Source organism: Agarivorans sp. MS3-6 (genome assembly GCF_054112545.1).
Genome location: NZ_CM134202.1, coordinates 3,761,009 through 3,776,203, shown reverse-complemented (window position 1 = coordinate 3,776,203; position 15,195 = coordinate 3,761,009). Strand labels below are relative to the sequence as shown.

Sequence of the window (15,195 nt, the reverse complement as noted above, 5' to 3'; positions counted from 1 at the left end):
AGTGAATAGTTGCTTAAGGGCGAGCTAACATGTCGCCAATACCTATCCACTTGTAAGAGGTTAACTCTTCTAAACCCATTGGCCCGCGAGCATGCAATTTTTGGGTAGATACAGCTACTTCGGCACCTAAACCAAACTGGGCACCGTCGGTAAAGCGAGTAGAGGCATTTACATATACCGCGGCAGAACCCGCAGCATTCACAAAACGCTCTACGGCATTTAAGTTATTCGACAATATCGCATCTGAGTGGCTAGCGTTATGGGTACGCATGTGAGCAATCGCTTCTTCTACATCTGCCACCACTTTTACGCCCAAGGTGTAGCTTAGCCATTCGGTATCAAAGTCACCGTCGCCTGCCGCTTGCAAATCTTTGGCATTTGCTAAGCCAGCCATGGCATTTTCGGTAGCCACTAACTTAACCGATGAATTGTTCATGCAATCGGCCAACATTGGCAGCAACTCGGCAGCTACGTTTTGGTCAACTAACAGGCTGTCTAAGGCATTACATGCCGATGGTCGCTGAACTTTTGAATTCTCAATAACATTGAGAGCAGCAGCCAAATCAACCGAGTTATCTACATAAATATGGCTAATACCAAAGCCGCCAATGATCACAGGGATGGTACTGTTCTCTTGACACATTTTGTGCAAACCAGCGCCACCACGAGGAATAATCATATCTACATATTCGTCTAAACGTAATAATTCGGCCACCAGCTCACGGTCTGGTTTGGCGATGTATTGCACAGCCGCTGCTGGTAACCCACTTTGTTTAAGTGCTGATTGAATCACCTCAACCAAGGCCATGTTTGAGTGGAAGGTCTCTTTACCGCCACGCAAAATACTGGCGTTGCCGGTCTTTAAACATAGCGCTGCGATATCAATAGTTACGTTAGGGCGGGCTTCATAAATAACCCCTACTACGCCAAGCGGCACACGGCGGCGCGATAAGCGCAGGCCATTTTCTAATACGCGGCAATCCATTTCGCTACCGATAGGATCGTTCAGCGAAATAACGTTGCGAACATCGCTAGCAATACCTGCTAGTCGCTCACTGTTTAGCATTAAGCGATCGAGTAGAGCGTCAGATAAACCCGATTGGCGAGCTGCGTCTAAATCAATTTTGTTAGCCGCCAAAATGCTTTCTTGCTGAGCTTCAAGCTGATCAGCAATGGCCGCCAAGGCTGCGTTTTTTTGGCTAGTACTTAAGGTGGCCAAATCAAAGCTGGCTTGTTTAGCCTGTTGACCTAGTTGTTGTAAACTCATTAGATATTCCTATTTCAATACTAAATCGTCACGGTGAACCGCAACTGATCCGTAGCCATAGCCCAGAGTCTTATCTATTTGCTCTGAATGCAGGCCTTTAATTAAATTCATGTCGGTGGCTTGATAGCGGCAAATACCACGAGCAATCTCCAGCCCTTGAGCATTCACCAAGCGCACTGCGTCACCCCGATTAAACTCGCCTTTAATGGCAATAATCCCTTTTGGTAACAGGCTAGAGCCTCGTTCTACTACGGCTTTACAAGCGCCGTCGTCTAATACCAATTCTCCGTGTGGAGGCGGCCCAGCTAAAATCCATTGTTTACGGTTTTCTAGCGGTGTATTGGTAGCAGGGAACCGCGTGCCTACACTTTGCCCTTCAATTAAACGGGTAATAACATTTTCACTGTGACCTGCGGCAATCACTACTTCAATGCCGGCTCGGCCAGCAATTTCAGCGGCTTGCAGCTTAGTAGCCATACCACCGGTACCTAAGCCCCCCACACTATCTCCTGCTAAAGCGCGAATTGAAGCATTAATTTCCGCCACTTCTTCGATGAGCTTCGCCTCTGGGTTGCTGCGTGGATCAGCAGTAAATAAACCGGGCTGATCGGTGAGTAATAATAGTTTGTTCGCTTCGCCTAAAATAGCGGCTAATGCTGATAAATTATCGTTATCGCCGACTTTTATTTCTGCAGTAGCCACGGCATCGTTTTCATTAATGATCGGTACGATGCCATGATTTAACAAGGCTTTAAGCATGTCTTTAGCATTTAGAAAGCGTTCGCGGTCTTCTAAATCAGCACGAGTTAATAGCATTTGCCCGACATGAAGATCATAAATGCCAAATAGGCTTTCCCACGTTTGAATTAAACGACTTTGGCCAACGGCAGCCAACATTTGTTTATTAGCGATAGTAGGAGCAATATTTGCGTGAGACAGTGACAAGTGTTCGCGCCCCGCCGCTATCGCGCCAGAAGTAACCACAATCAGCTGATGGCCTGCTTTTCGCAACAACGAACACTGCCGCACCAACTCAATCATATGGGCGCGATCAAGTTTAGAGGTGCCACCCGTCAGCACACTGGTGCCCAACTTAACTACAATGGTTTGCTTCGACATGCTTGTTTTCTATTCCAACTCGGCTAAAACGCAAAGCGAGTATTCTACCTGATAATAATCTGACGCACAGAGCCTGTGCGCCATTTTTTTTGCGGAACTCTTGGGCTTAAGCTGCCGGAAGAGCCAAATTGGGGGATAAAGACGGAGCAGCACTAACATTCAACTCTAGTTTGTCGAGCGCATCTACCAGCTTTTGGTAGAACACATCTAGAGACTGTTGAACATCTTTTTGATGTTTCCGAGGAATAGCACCTTCCTGCCATTCGCCTTGTTTATCGTATAGCCCATACCAATAATGATATTCAAAACTACTTTCATTAACTCGCAGCTCGAGCCACCAGCCATAAAATTCACGTTCTTCAGCGGCTGGCTTTGAACTAACACAGGTGGCTAGACAGTCAAAAAAATACATCTCTGTACTGCTATGTTCTTTACGAAAATACGGCCCTATGGCGGTAAATTTAGTATTTAACTTTCCATGGCTTGGCCAAGTCACTTCCATGCGCTTAATCTCTCCATAGTGATTAATGTTTAAGTAACGTTTCGTTTACCCATAATGAACACAATTAAATAAAATCACAATTGCTTTTGTAGCCATAGCGTGACCTTGGTGAAGATTTGGTTGTAGTTTTGTAAGGAATCGACTTCTCTTAACATTTCAACTTCACCATAAGGCGATGCCATATTTAGTAAAGAAACATCAGCTTCGGGGCAAATGGGGTCATTTTTTCGCCCTACGACAAACATCGGTAATTGAGTTTTAGGGCCTCCCAGTATTCCTTGGGTTTTTAACGATAAAGGCAAACAACGATAAAATAAGCTTTCGGTGTTGGCTGCATTCACCCCACTTCGGTTAGCTAAGCAGTCTTTATACATCTGCGGTAACGATTGAAAACGTTGGATGTCACTAAACAAACGATCGACCGGAGAACCAATCGTAACCACCGCTCGCAATCTCTCAGGCGCAATAAACGCTAAGCGAGCGGCAACATTTCCGGCAAAGCGATAACCGAGCATGGCGACTCGAGCGTGATCAACCCAAGGCACCTCGGGGAGGTAATCTAATACCGCGAGATGAATGCGGCTGCTGTCCTGCTGTAACTTCCAATTAATACAATGGCCAGCCCCAGGCAAATCAATGCACAACATCGCAATACCAGCAGGGGCGAGAAAACGTTCGAACAGGGGATATAGCTCGGTTTGAATGGTATCTAAACCACCGCTAACTAGTACCACTGGTTTCACCGAGTCGGTATCGGGTAAGTGCAAATAGCAGGACACTTTTTTACCATCAATAGGGATTTCGATGGTTTTACAGACGTAATCACTGTGCTCCATAGCGGATACAAAATTACCATGCGCTAACGCTTGAGCTGTGGCAGCGATATCATCACCTTTGAAATGAGGATAAGCGGCAATAGTGGCACTATAGCTGGCATTCAAGAACTCTTTATACGCTAAGTCTTTGTCCCCCTCGTCGCCAGCCTTTTTTGCCTTGGTTTGATGACGAACAGCGCGCTGAGTCCACTCGTAATTCCAGTTGCCAGGCTGGTAGCCTGCCACGGTATCGAGCAACTCACTGGTGCGAGGTTTATCACTCATCGCTATATTGGCAAATAGTTGCTCTGTTTCAATCGGATCTAAACCTAGCCACGCCCAGTATTCTCTGCGTAACAAGCGATACCAGTTACGCCCATCCTCTTGACCATCAGCGGTAGACTGGGCAGCTAAAGAGTTGGAAACACACGAGGTCTCAACCACATTTATCCGCGGCTTAAACAACACTTCAGATAGATTTTCTTTCACAACAATAAGCCTAAATATTTATCAGTGAGCAAAATATACCATAAAAAAAGGCCGTCACACGGTGACGGCCTTGGTAGTTTAGCGATTTAACTGGCTTTAGAAGAAAGCAAACTTAAGTACAAATACAACAGCTAAAACCCAAACACTTAGCGGAACATCTTTATGGCGACCCGCTAACAGCTTAATGGCCGCATAAGAAATAAAGCCTAAAGCAATACCGTCGGCAATTGAAAAAGACAGCGGCATTAAAATAGCCACAATTGCTGCTGGCGCAGCTTCAGTTAAGTCGGTCCAATCAACATTGACTAGGCCAGATAACATTAGCGTACACACATAAAATAGCGCGCCAGCGGTTGCATAGGCGGGGATCATTCCTGCCAATGGCGAGAACAACAACGCCAACACAAATAACAAACCCACTACCACAGCGGTAAGACCCGTGCGGCCACCCACTTCTACGCCAGCGCCACTTTCAATGTAAGAAGTGGTGCTTGAAGTCCCCAATAATGAGCCTGCAATGGTTGCGCTTGAATCGGCTAATAAAGCTTTTTTCAAATTAGGTAAACGGCCTTTTTCGTCAAGTAAATTACCGCGTTGAGCCACTGCAGTTAGGGTACCAGCGGTGTCAAACAAGTCGACAAACAAGAAGGCAAAGATAACGCTGATCATTGTGACATCTAATGCACCCATGATATCCAACTGTAGGAACGTCGGCGCAGGGTTTGGAGGCATAGAGATGATGCCGCCGTATTGGGTGTAGCCCAGTACGATAGATAAAACCGTGATGGCCAAAATTGAAATCAGTACACCGCCTTTTACTTTGCGGTATTCAAGGCCAATGATTAAGAAGAAACCTAGCGCGGCTAAAATCATCTGGTGTGGGTTTTGGTGTCCTAGGCTAACCAATGTTGCTGGATTATCGACCACAATCCCGGCGTTTTTCAATGCAATAAACCCTAGGAACAAACCAATACCAGCAGCAATACCGACACGCAAAGTTTGTGGGATAGAGTTGATAATCCATTCGCGAACCTTAAATAAGCTCAAACAAATGAAGATAACCCCCGATAAGAACACCGCACCCAAGGCGATTTGCCAAGTATGGCCCATGCCAAGCACAACACCGTAGGTGAAAAATGCGTTTAATCCCATGCCTGGGGCTTGAGCAATAGGGTAGTTGGCATAAAAGCCCATGATGAAACAACCCACTGCAGCGGCTAAACAAGTCGCAACAAACACTGCTCCTTGGTCCATGCCTGCAGCAGCTAACATGCTAGGGTTAACAAATATAATGTAGGCCATGGTTAAGAAGGTTGTCATACCTGCTACAACTTCAGTTCGCACATTCGTGCCATGAGCCTTTAGTTTAAATAATTTTTCTAACATGGTGGTGTATGTTCCTTGGACAAACTCTAGGTAATGTAGGCCACTGCCAAAATTTCCTTTTGTGATGGCAGTAACGATCGCGGGCATTATATTCGCGGCCCAATCAAGATGCCACAGTATGTTGACGCCAAACTGCGCTAGATCAGCAAAATAAACTAAAAATACCAACTCACAACGTTAACATTGACTAAAATTGAACACATATTTGGTTTTTCTACCAACGCTCTTGTTTTATTGGAAGGCACTATCATGCTAGGGCTCAAGGAGCCACGGGGTGTAAAGTGAGTGAATACTTGTTTCTAAACAAATATTCTGCGTAAAACCGATTAAATAGGCTTATATTCACGATTTTGAGCTGATACAGTTGCATTGATTCTACAAATACAGTTTATAAGGTGGCATTGTGTCTACACTATCTTCTCTTCAACCACAGAGTTTGTGGCAGCATTTCGAAACAATCTGTTCGATACCTCACCCATCTAAACATGAACAAGCAATGATTGATTGGGTTATGGCCCTAGCAGCCGAGCACAAGCTTGAGCATTTTCAAGATGCCACTGGTAACGTGATCATCAAAAAACCTGCCACCGCAGGCATGGAAGACAAACAAGGCGTTATCTTGCAAGCTCACCTTGATATGGTGCCGCAGGCAAATAATGATACTCAGCACGATTTTACTAAAGACCCGATCCGCCCCTACATTGATGGCGAATGGGTAACAGCAGAAGGCACCACCTTGGGCGCTGATAATGGTATTGGTGGCGCATCTATCTTAGCCGTATTAACCAGCAGTGATATTGCTCATGGCCCGATTGAAGCACTGTTCACCATCGATGAAGAAGCAGGAATGACCGGCGCCTTCGGATTGCAAGCCGGCGTATTAGAGGGTCAACTACTGATTAATACCGACTCTGAGCAAGAAGGTGAAGTTTACATGGGCTGTGCTGGCGGCGGTGATACTAGTGCCAGCTTCGCCACTGAATACCAAGCAACGACTCCTCAACAGCTCGCCATTAAACTGCAACTGAAGGGTTTAAAAGGTGGCCACTCTGGTTGCGACATTGATACCGGCCGCGCTAACGCTAACAAATTAATGGTGCGTATTGTAGCCGCTATGCAACAGCAAGGTTTTGCACCTACATTGTGTGAAATTCAAGGCGGTAGCTTACGTAACGCCATTCCTCGCGAAGCAAGCTGCACATTAGTTTACAAGGCCGAACAACAAGCCGATTTATCCGCGTTCATGGCCGAACAACGTGAACAGCTCATCAATGAGTTCGGCTTGGTAGAAACAGACTTAGCGCTTAGCTGTGAAGCCATTGATAGACCAAGTCAAAGCTTGACCAATCAACTATCACAACAAATCATCGCCAGTCTAAATGCTTGTACCAATGGCGTAGTAAGCATGAGCCAAACCGTTGTCGGTGTAGTTGAAACCTCGCTCAACTTAGGGGTAATTAGCCAGTCAGAAGAGAGCATTGATATTAAGATCCTGGTGCGCTCATTGATAGATTCAAGTCGTCTTCAGGTAGAAGCAAGCCTTGCCTCACTGTTTAGCCTAACGTCTGCCACAGTAACATTCTCTGGGGCTTATCCTGGCTGGAAGCCAGAAAACGACTCAGTAATGAAAACAGTGGTCCAACAAAGCTACCAAGAGTTGTTTGGCAAATGCCCTAATGTAATGGTGATACACGCAGGTTTAGAGTGTGGTTTATTCAAAAGCGCTTATCCTAATTGGGACATGGCTTCATTTGGCCCTACCATTAAGTTCCCGCATAGCCCCGATGAGAAAGTAGAAATTGCCGCAGTAGAAAAATACTGGCAGCTATTACTTTCAGTATTAAACAACATCCCAGCTAAGGCTTAAACACAGCCTTTTATGGCTCAAACGGCAAAACCAGTTGTGGTGACTGGTTTTGTTGTTCATGGGCTAAACCAATATGTAAACCAATCAAACGCACTGCTTTACCCTTTCCTCTCGCTAGCGCCTCTTCAAATAATTCAAGCAAGGTTGACTCATCAATATGCTGGCATTGCTGCTCTTTCGTGGTTTGCTGAAAATCAGCAAATTTAACTTTCACCCCAAGTTTATTCATTTTGGCTTGTTTTAGGTGATTTTCACTGCGCCTTTTTAGCTCTGGCAGTAGAGCCAATAAACGCTCAATTAAAACAGCTGGGTTACCCTCGTCTTGTGCAAAAGTACGCTCTACTGCTACCGATTTCCGTTTACGATCATTACTCACTTCACGGTCGTCTACGCCTTGGCAGCGCATCCACAGCATATCGCCAAATTTGCCAAAAAGTTGTTTCAGCTTATCTCGCTCTGCACGGCGAATGTCACCACCAGTATAAAGGCCTTGATGGTGTAGCTTCTCAATGCTGACTTTGCCCACCCCCGATATTTTTTCGAGCGCAAGGGTTTCTATAAACTCGCTCACTTGCTCAGGCTTAATCACAAACAAACCATTTGGTTTGTTCATATCGGAAGCAATTTTGGCCAAGAATTTAATCGGCGCAACGCCTGCAGAAGCCGTTAAGCCGGTTTTGTTAACAATGTCTCGTCTGATTTGCTCGGCAATAAGCGTGGCAGAACCATGGCAAGCCTCACTATTGCTCACATCTAAATAGGCTTCATCTAGCGATAATGGCTCTATTGCGTCAGCGTAATCATGAAAAATAGCTTGTACTTGTTTGCTTGCTTCCTGATAAGCCGCCATACGTGGTGGCACCAAAACTAACTTAGGGCACAATTGCAAGGCTTTGTGGGTGGGCATCGCAGAGCGAATACCATATTGTCGCGCAAGATAATTACAGGTAGTAAGCACTCCGCGACCACTTCGCATCCCCCCCACAGCAAGCGGAACGTTGCTTAACTCTGGCTGGTCGCGCATTTCCACAGCGGCATAGAAACAATCCATGTCTACGTGAATAATCTTGCGCTGAGTTGATGCGAATGCTGTCAATGTGGCACACCTTTACTGTACATACAGACAGTGTAAAGTTGATATCGAAAAATGCCAAGCTAGAGAACAACAATATTCACTGCTTAATACGCTAATTAGCTGTAGCTTGAATGCAACAGCTTGAGTAATATTGAAAAACGAATTTCGATTAAGGAAGTCTTAGCTGTGAGTGATGCACGTGTTAGTCAACTGAGTATTTACCCGATCAAATCTACTGCGGGGATCCACCTAAATCATGCTTATGTTGAAGAACATGGTTTAGCCTTTGATAGGCGTTTTGTTGTCTGTCAGCCTGACGGCGTTCAAATCACAGCGCGAACTCACCCTAAACTGGCTCAAATTCATAGTGCACTTAATCGCTCAGGTTTGCATTTACGCGCACCAAATATGCCTGCCTTAGACTTACGCTATGCTGATTTTTCTGATAATTACCGCACCGTAATGATTTGGAAAGACAGCGTGCAAGCACAGCACTGCCATAACAGCTACGATAATTGGTTTAGTGAGTATCTCGGTGAGCATTGCCACTTGGTGTTTTTTGGTGAACAATCCACACGCAAAGTGAAACACAAAGATAGCCAAGTATCGTTTGCCGACGGCTACCCGTTATTGCTCATTTCAGAAGCCTCTTTAGAGGATCTAAATTTGCGTTCTAGCGCTCACCATAGCATGGCGCAATTTCGCCCTAACTTAGTGGTTAAAAATACCGAGGCTTTTGCTGAAGACGGTTGGAAGCGCTTCCGCATTGGCGACGTGGAGTTTGAGGTACAAAACCCCTGTTCACGCTGCGTTTTCACCACGCTTGACCAAGCTACAGGCCAATTTCATCCGAACAAAGAACCACTAAGTACTTTCGCTAAATACCGCCAAGGTGAAGACGGCAATGTTTATTTTGGTCAAAATGTGGTGGCCCTAAACAGTGGCAAAATTAGCCTTTACGATACCATTGAAATATTAGAAACCCGCAAGGCAGACGTTTACCCTGATAATGCAGAGAAACGCGCAGCGCCAGCAACCAGCCAACACCAATGGCAGCAAGGTGAAGCGGTTAGCTTAAAATGTTTAGCAGTAAAACTAGACACTCACGATGTAAAGACCTTTGTTTTTGAGCTTCCTAAACACTTAACGAGTGAATATAAACCAGGCCAATACTTAGGTTTTGAATTTGAGATAAACGGTAAACCCGTGCGTCGTAATTATACCTTGTCTAGCTCACCAAGCCGCCCACAGCGTTTGGCTATCACCGTAAAACGAGTGGTGAATGGCCAAGCATCTAACTGGCTACACGACAATCTTAAGCCAGGTATGAACTTAAACGCCCATGCGCCTAGCGGAGATTTTCATTTAGAGCAAACTCGGAACCAAAAGCTATTGCTGCTCTCGGCGGGCAGCGGTGTGACTCCAATGCTGTCTATGCTTCGCTACTTAAGCGATATGAACATTGAAAAAGACATCGTGTTTTTACATAGCGCCCACACCGAACAAGATCTGATTGCTGAACAAGAGTTAGCGCTGATTAATCAACAACTGGAAAAATGCAGCCTACGTTATACCCTAACTCAACAAGCGAGCAGCCACAGGCAAGGTTACCAAGGTAGATTAAATCGCGGCATGCTAATGGATATCGAAGATTTAGAACAACGAGCGGTTTTTGTTTGTGGTCCACAAGCCTTTATGCAAAGTGCTAAAGAACAACTGTTAGCCTTAGGGGTGCACGAATCAGATTACTTCGAAGAGAGTTTTGGCCAGCAACACCATGAAGCGATAGAAGCCAAAACCGTCAACATCTTATTTGATAGTTGGGATACTTACCTTGAAGGGAATAATCAACAAAACCTATTAGAACAAGCCGAACAAGCGGGCCTGAACCTCAGTTATTCATGCCGCGGAGGATTTTGTGGTAGCTGCAAGGTAATGCTACAAAGCGGTGAAGTAAATGTACTTGAAGACAGCGGCTTAACCGAAGAAGAGAAGCAGCAAGGCTATATTTTAAGCTGTAGCTGTGTTCCCTCTAGCGACGTGTGTATTACTCAAGATTAAATACTTAGTTAGCAACCATAATTAGTCATTATTTTTAACTAATAGGAATACCCAAATGAAGTTTCTTCACACCATGGTACGAGTGAAAGATCTCGATGACTCACTGAATTTTTATTGTAACTTGTTAGGCATGTCTGAAGCACGCCGCTATGAGAGTGAGCAAGGTCGTTTCTCTTTGATCTATTTGGCAGCAGATGAAGATCTAGCACGCGTCAAAGCTGAAGACGCACCTTGCCTAGAGCTAACTTATAACTGGCCAGACGAAGATGGCAATCAAGAAAGCTACAGCGGTGGGCGCAATTTTGGCCATATAGCCTTGGCGGTAGAGGACATCTACGGCTTATGTGAAAAGCTACAAAATGCGGGAGTAACCATTAATCGCCCACCCCGTGATGGCCACATGGCATTTATCGTTTCACCTGATGGGATCTCAGTTGAGTTACTGCAACAAGGAAAATCTTTAGCACCACAAGAACCTTGGGCATCTATGCCTAGCGTCGGCTCTTGGTAAGCCTCGGCTGACCCTTACAGTAACGTTGTAAACAAGGCGATACACGATAATAAAGTGTTTCGCCTTATTATATGGAACGAACGTTCAAACTAGGGTAGGAAACCGCGAGTTTTTTTTGATAAGCTACTAACAATTGTATAACAAAAATCTAAGCCGTATTTATGGATGAAAGCGACAAGATTATCGCCGAATTGCGTGAGCAAAATCGGCAATTGAAAGCCCAATTAAACGAAGCTAAAAATCTGCTTAAAATCTCCCTAGACGATAGTGGCCTAGTGCTTTGGGAGCAAGATGTTCCCAGTGGAAAGCTCAGCCTATATAACGCTGAATATGGAGAGATCTGCGGTATATCGCCGAGTAAACAAGAAGCATTATACGAAAACTGGAAGTCTAACCTTCATCCTGAAGATAGAGAGTTAGCCATTAGCGCATTTGACTCGATGATTCAGGGTGACAACGATGAATACGCGATTGAATACCGCATGATTCACCAAGACGGCAGCACCCGCTGGATAAAAGATCGCGGCACGATTCGAGAATACGATACCAATAACAATCCGCTAAGGGTTATTGGAACCCATATCGACGTTACCCAATTGCGTATTGACCAGCATCGCTTATCTAAGTTGGCCCACCAAGATACCCTAACCGGTTTACTAAACCGACACGCATTTGAGGGCGAGTTTGATAACTACTGCCAGTCTATAGGTAATCAAGGTGGTACCTTAATGTTTATAGATTTGGATAAATTCAAACCGATAAACGACAAATACGGGCACACAGCCGGCGATAGGATCCTTAAAGCTTGCGCTGAACAAATCCAAAGTAATTGCCCTGAGCAAGGCCAAACAGGCCGTATTGGTGGGGATGAGTTTGCCTTATTAATTCCCTTTAGCGACCCTAAAAAGTTAGAACAACTTTGCAAACAATTGTTAGCAAGCTTTAGCCTGCCTTTCAAATACAACCATATTGAAGTCTCGGTAACCTTAAGCATTGGAATGTGCAGCTTTCACCGTCACAATGAAGAGTTTGGCGAAATACTGCATCGCGCCGACCAAGCCATGTATCGAGTAAAACACGATGGAAAGAACAATTATTGTTTATGGGGCACTGACAATTAGTTACTTTGCAAAGCTTTGCAACCACCGTTGTATTGGCGTTTTACGCAATGAGAACAACCCAGCAACTATCACTAAATAGATAACGGGCTCTATCCACCCTGATTTTAACGACCACCAAAAGTGAATCACCACTAATATTGAAATAGGGTAGATAAAACCGTGTAGTTGCAACCAACGACGCCCCAGCTTTTGCTGTAGTGTCTTAAACGAAGTGATACTCATCGCGAATAATAATACGAAGCTCAGCATTCCTAACCAGATGTAAGGGCGCTTGAGGGTTTCTTGCCAAAACAGTGACCAATCTAAGCCCAGGTCTATTAAAAGGTAAGCGGCTAAATGCAGCAAGGCATAAACAAAGACATATAAACCAATTAATCGCCGAAAAGCCAATAAGCTTGGTAGCTTAAAGCGCTTAGACAGCGGCGCTAAACATAAGGTAATGATCAGTATATTTAGCGCACTATTTGCTAAATAGTGGATGATAGCCTGCACTGGATCCCCGCCCCACCAATTATTAATCACCGCCAATATGCAATAAATCAGCGGACTTAATAACAGTAGATGTAAAACTGTACGCGTTTGCCATTGGTGGCTAGCTAACCATCTATTTATCGACTTGTTCACATGCCCCCCTAATAAAAGCGCCTTAAGTCCATATCTTTATACAAATGCGCCACCTGTTCACCGTAGCCATTAAACATTTGAGTATCGATACGCTTGCGCCCCAACAAGCCCGCATCGTCAATTCTACGCTCTGAAGCTTGACTCCAACGAGGGTGATCCACTTGCGGATTAACATTGGCATAGAAACCATACTCGTGAGGGCCTAAAAGATTCCAAGTGGTAGGAGGTTGAGTGGCGGAAAAATGAATCCGCACTATCGACTTAATGCTCTTAAAACCATATTTCCACGGCACAACTAAACGCAGCGGAGCACCATTTTGTGCCGGTAAGGTTTTGCCATACATGCCTACAGCCATGAAGGACAGCGGGTTCATCGCTTCATCTAAGCGCAAACCTTCTACATAGGGGTAGCTAATACCGCCCCCTAAAAATCGATTTTTTTGACCGGGCATTTGCTGAGGGTCGTAGAGAGTTTCAAAAGCGACGTATTTAGCCGATGACAAAGGTTTAACTGACTTGAGCAGATCTGCCAAGCTAAACCCTACCCATGGAATCACCATCGACCAAGCTTCAACACAGCGTAAACGATAGATACGTTGCTCCAATGCCATTTTGGCCATCACGTCATCAAGATCTAAAGTCACCGGCTTTTCTACTTCGCCATCAATGGTAATACTCCACGGTGAGGCTTTAAACTGACGACTATTTTTTGCAGGGTCGTCTTTAGCAGTACCAAATTCATAAAAGTTATTATGAGAAATAGCTTTAGATTCGGGGGTTAAAGCATCACTGTGTAAGGGAGGTATATCAGTTTTTTGCAATGCCCTACGTACAATCGCAGCGTTATTATCTTCGTCATCGTCACTACCAAACCATGACGCAGCATGGCTAGCAGTAGACAGTACACTGCCTGCCCCTGCTACCCCTAAGCCTTTGATAATATTACGGCGTTGCTTGAATAAGTTCTCAGGAGTCACCGCTGATTCCGGCTCTTCCCATTCACGTTTAAATTTCAACCACATAGCATCTCCTTTTTGTAACAGACCACACTAGTGCCAAATTAATTTCGTGACTGGCTAATTTCTACTAGCGATCCGCTTGAGGTGTTGATATTCGCCTACGACTGGTACACCGGTAAGATGGCGACGTAACATATCCATGGCAACTGCAGTGGACATGACTCGAACAACAGAACGAGAACGGTTACTCATTAATAATTGCTGACTAATGCAGTGCTCGCCCTCCGCAAGGGTAAAGCACACGGTGCCCACAGGTTTCTCGTCACTGCCACCGCTAGGCCCTGCAATGCCAGTGACTGATAAAGCGATATCTGCATCACTATGTTTGAGCGCACCTAAGGCCATGGCCTGACTAGTCTCAATGGAAACCGCGCCAAACTGTTCGATAACAGATCCAGCAACACCAATACTTTGCTGCTTGGCCAAATTGCTGTAGGTAACAAAGCCACGCTCAACATAAGCAGAGCTCCCCGCCACAGCCACCAACTCAGAGGCCAACATCCCCCCGGTGCACGATTCAGCTAATACCAGTTTTTTGCCAGCGGCGATCATCATCTGCTGTAAGTGCAAAGCCCAATTGGCTTGATCTTCAGTAAATACGTGCTCCGCTAACTCGGTACGTATTTTTTCAATCAGTCGATCAAACTGCTGCGTTTTAGATGGGTAGAACAGCTTCACTTCAATTGAAGGTCTCGCGGAGCGGTAGCCTAGGCGTGCACCTTTAGGTAATTCTAGTTGATCAAAACGGTCACTCAGAGAAGATTCTGACAAGCCAAAGGTATAAAAACGTTTCACTTCGCCATTAGATTCCGGGTTTAAGGCTTGTAATTGAGGTAGCCACTGCTGCATAACCATTTTTTTAAATTCACTAGGCACACCGGGGGTAAACAGTAGCTTGGCGCCAGCATGCTCAACAATGAAGCCACATGCGGTACCGATTGGGTTGTCCACTAATTCAGCCCCTTCAGGCAGCATAGCTTGCTTGAGGTTACTCTCAGGCATCACTATATTTTGTGACTGATACCACTGCTGTAACTGTGCTAACCACGCAGTATTCAACTGCAAAGGTTTTCCGGTAAGGCTGGCTGCTGCTTCGGCACTTAAATCATCAGAGGTTGGCCCTAAACCGCCATTTACCAGCACCCAGTCACTGCGTTGAGCCGCTTGCTTGAGCGCATCTACAATATCATCAAGCTGATCAGCTACCGTTTGTCGACGACTAAAGCCTAAACCCATTTCATTTAAGACTTGACCACACCAGGCGGCATTCGTATCGGCAATGTCGCCTTGAAGGACTTCATCGCCAGTACTTAGCATCTCAATTTTCATGATTGCCTCC

General features: G+C 45.3%; 13 protein-coding genes. 4 read left to right on the top strand and 9 right to left on the bottom strand.

Annotated elements, in window-relative coordinates; translation table 11 throughout:
• Nucleotides 1-13: 13 nt before the first annotated feature.
• The 5 genes from ACVFI8_RS17440 to ACVFI8_RS17420 all read right to left on the bottom strand — a co-directional run bounded on the left by ACVFI8_RS17440 (nucleotide 14) and on the right by ACVFI8_RS17420 (nucleotide 5,578).
• Nucleotides 14-1,267 (bottom strand): glutamate-5-semialdehyde dehydrogenase, encoded by a 1,254-nt coding sequence (locus ACVFI8_RS17440; RefSeq protein ID WP_457872088.1) that lies wholly within the window; start codon nucleotides 1,265-1,267, stop codon nucleotides 14-16.
• 9 nt (nucleotides 1,268-1,276) lie between these two features.
• Complete coding sequence (gene proB / locus ACVFI8_RS17435) at nucleotides 1,277-2,386, bottom strand: glutamate 5-kinase (protein ID WP_457872086.1); 1,110 nt, start codon at nucleotides 2,384-2,386, stop codon at nucleotides 1,277-1,279.
• A 106-nt stretch (nucleotides 2,387-2,492) separates the two neighbouring features.
• A complete protein-coding gene (gene crl, locus ACVFI8_RS17430) occupies nucleotides 2,493-2,888 on the bottom strand; it encodes a sigma factor-binding protein Crl (protein ID WP_248712323.1) in 396 nt (131 codons plus the stop codon).
• Nucleotides 2,889-2,962: 74 nt separating this feature from the next.
• Nucleotides 2,963-4,192: an alpha/beta hydrolase gene (locus ACVFI8_RS17425; protein WP_248712324.1), complete on the bottom strand. Its 1,230-nt coding sequence runs from the start codon at nucleotides 4,190-4,192 to the stop codon at nucleotides 2,963-2,965.
• Between the two features lie 96 nt (nucleotides 4,193-4,288).
• Complete coding sequence (locus tag ACVFI8_RS17420) at nucleotides 4,289-5,578, bottom strand: NCS2 family permease (protein ID WP_248712325.1); 1,290 nt, start codon at nucleotides 5,576-5,578, stop codon at nucleotides 4,289-4,291.
• 403 nt (nucleotides 5,579-5,981) lie between these two features.
• Here ACVFI8_RS17420 and ACVFI8_RS17415 point away from each other — a divergent pair, with 403 nt between their 5' ends.
• A complete protein-coding gene (locus ACVFI8_RS17415) occupies nucleotides 5,982-7,445 on the top strand; it encodes an aminoacyl-histidine dipeptidase (RefSeq protein WP_248712326.1) in 1,464 nt (487 codons plus the stop codon).
• 10 nt (nucleotides 7,446-7,455) lie between these two features.
• Here the strand turns inward: ACVFI8_RS17415 and dinB are convergent, their stop codons facing one another.
• Complete coding sequence (dinB, locus tag ACVFI8_RS17410; RefSeq protein ID WP_457872083.1) at nucleotides 7,456-8,541, bottom strand: DNA polymerase IV; 1,086 nt, start codon at nucleotides 8,539-8,541, stop codon at nucleotides 7,456-7,458.
• Between the two features lie 165 nt (nucleotides 8,542-8,706).
• Here dinB and ACVFI8_RS17405 point away from each other — a divergent pair, with 165 nt between their 5' ends.
• From ACVFI8_RS17405 to ACVFI8_RS17395, 3 genes are all read left to right on the top strand, one after another.
• Nucleotides 8,707-10,581, top strand: coding sequence for an MOSC N-terminal beta barrel domain-containing protein (locus ACVFI8_RS17405; RefSeq protein ID WP_457872081.1), 1,875 nt, complete (start codon nucleotides 8,707-8,709; stop codon nucleotides 10,579-10,581).
• 55 nt (nucleotides 10,582-10,636) lie between these two features.
• Nucleotides 10,637-11,092 carry a lactoylglutathione lyase gene (gloA, locus tag ACVFI8_RS17400; RefSeq protein WP_248712328.1) on the top strand — a complete coding sequence of 152 codons (456 nt, stop codon included), beginning with the start codon at nucleotides 10,637-10,639 and terminating at the stop codon, nucleotides 11,090-11,092.
• A gap of 161 nt (nucleotides 11,093-11,253) precedes the next feature.
• Nucleotides 11,254-12,213, top strand: coding sequence for a sensor domain-containing diguanylate cyclase (locus ACVFI8_RS17395; protein ID WP_457872079.1), 960 nt, complete (start codon nucleotides 11,254-11,256; stop codon nucleotides 12,211-12,213).
• On the opposite strand, the gene ACVFI8_RS17390 is transcribed toward ACVFI8_RS17395, so the two are convergent.
• From ACVFI8_RS17390 to ACVFI8_RS17380, 3 genes are read right to left on the bottom strand one after another with little or no spacing between them, the layout of a single operon-like run.
• Nucleotides 12,214-12,837, bottom strand: coding sequence for a sulfite oxidase heme-binding subunit YedZ (locus ACVFI8_RS17390; RefSeq protein ID WP_457872077.1), 624 nt, complete (start codon nucleotides 12,835-12,837; stop codon nucleotides 12,214-12,216).
• Between the two features lie 8 nt (nucleotides 12,838-12,845).
• On the bottom strand, nucleotides 12,846-13,859 hold the full coding sequence (msrP, locus tag ACVFI8_RS17385) for a protein-methionine-sulfoxide reductase catalytic subunit MsrP (RefSeq protein WP_457872075.1): 1,014 nt from the start codon (nucleotides 13,857-13,859) through the stop codon (nucleotides 12,846-12,848).
• Between the two features lie 54 nt (nucleotides 13,860-13,913).
• The gene (locus ACVFI8_RS17380; protein WP_248712332.1) at nucleotides 13,914-15,185 is read right to left on the bottom strand and encodes a CinA family nicotinamide mononucleotide deamidase-related protein; all 1,272 of its coding nucleotides are present in this window, start codon (nucleotides 15,183-15,185) and stop codon (nucleotides 13,914-13,916) included.
• Between the last annotated feature and the right edge of the window lie 10 nt (nucleotides 15,186-15,195).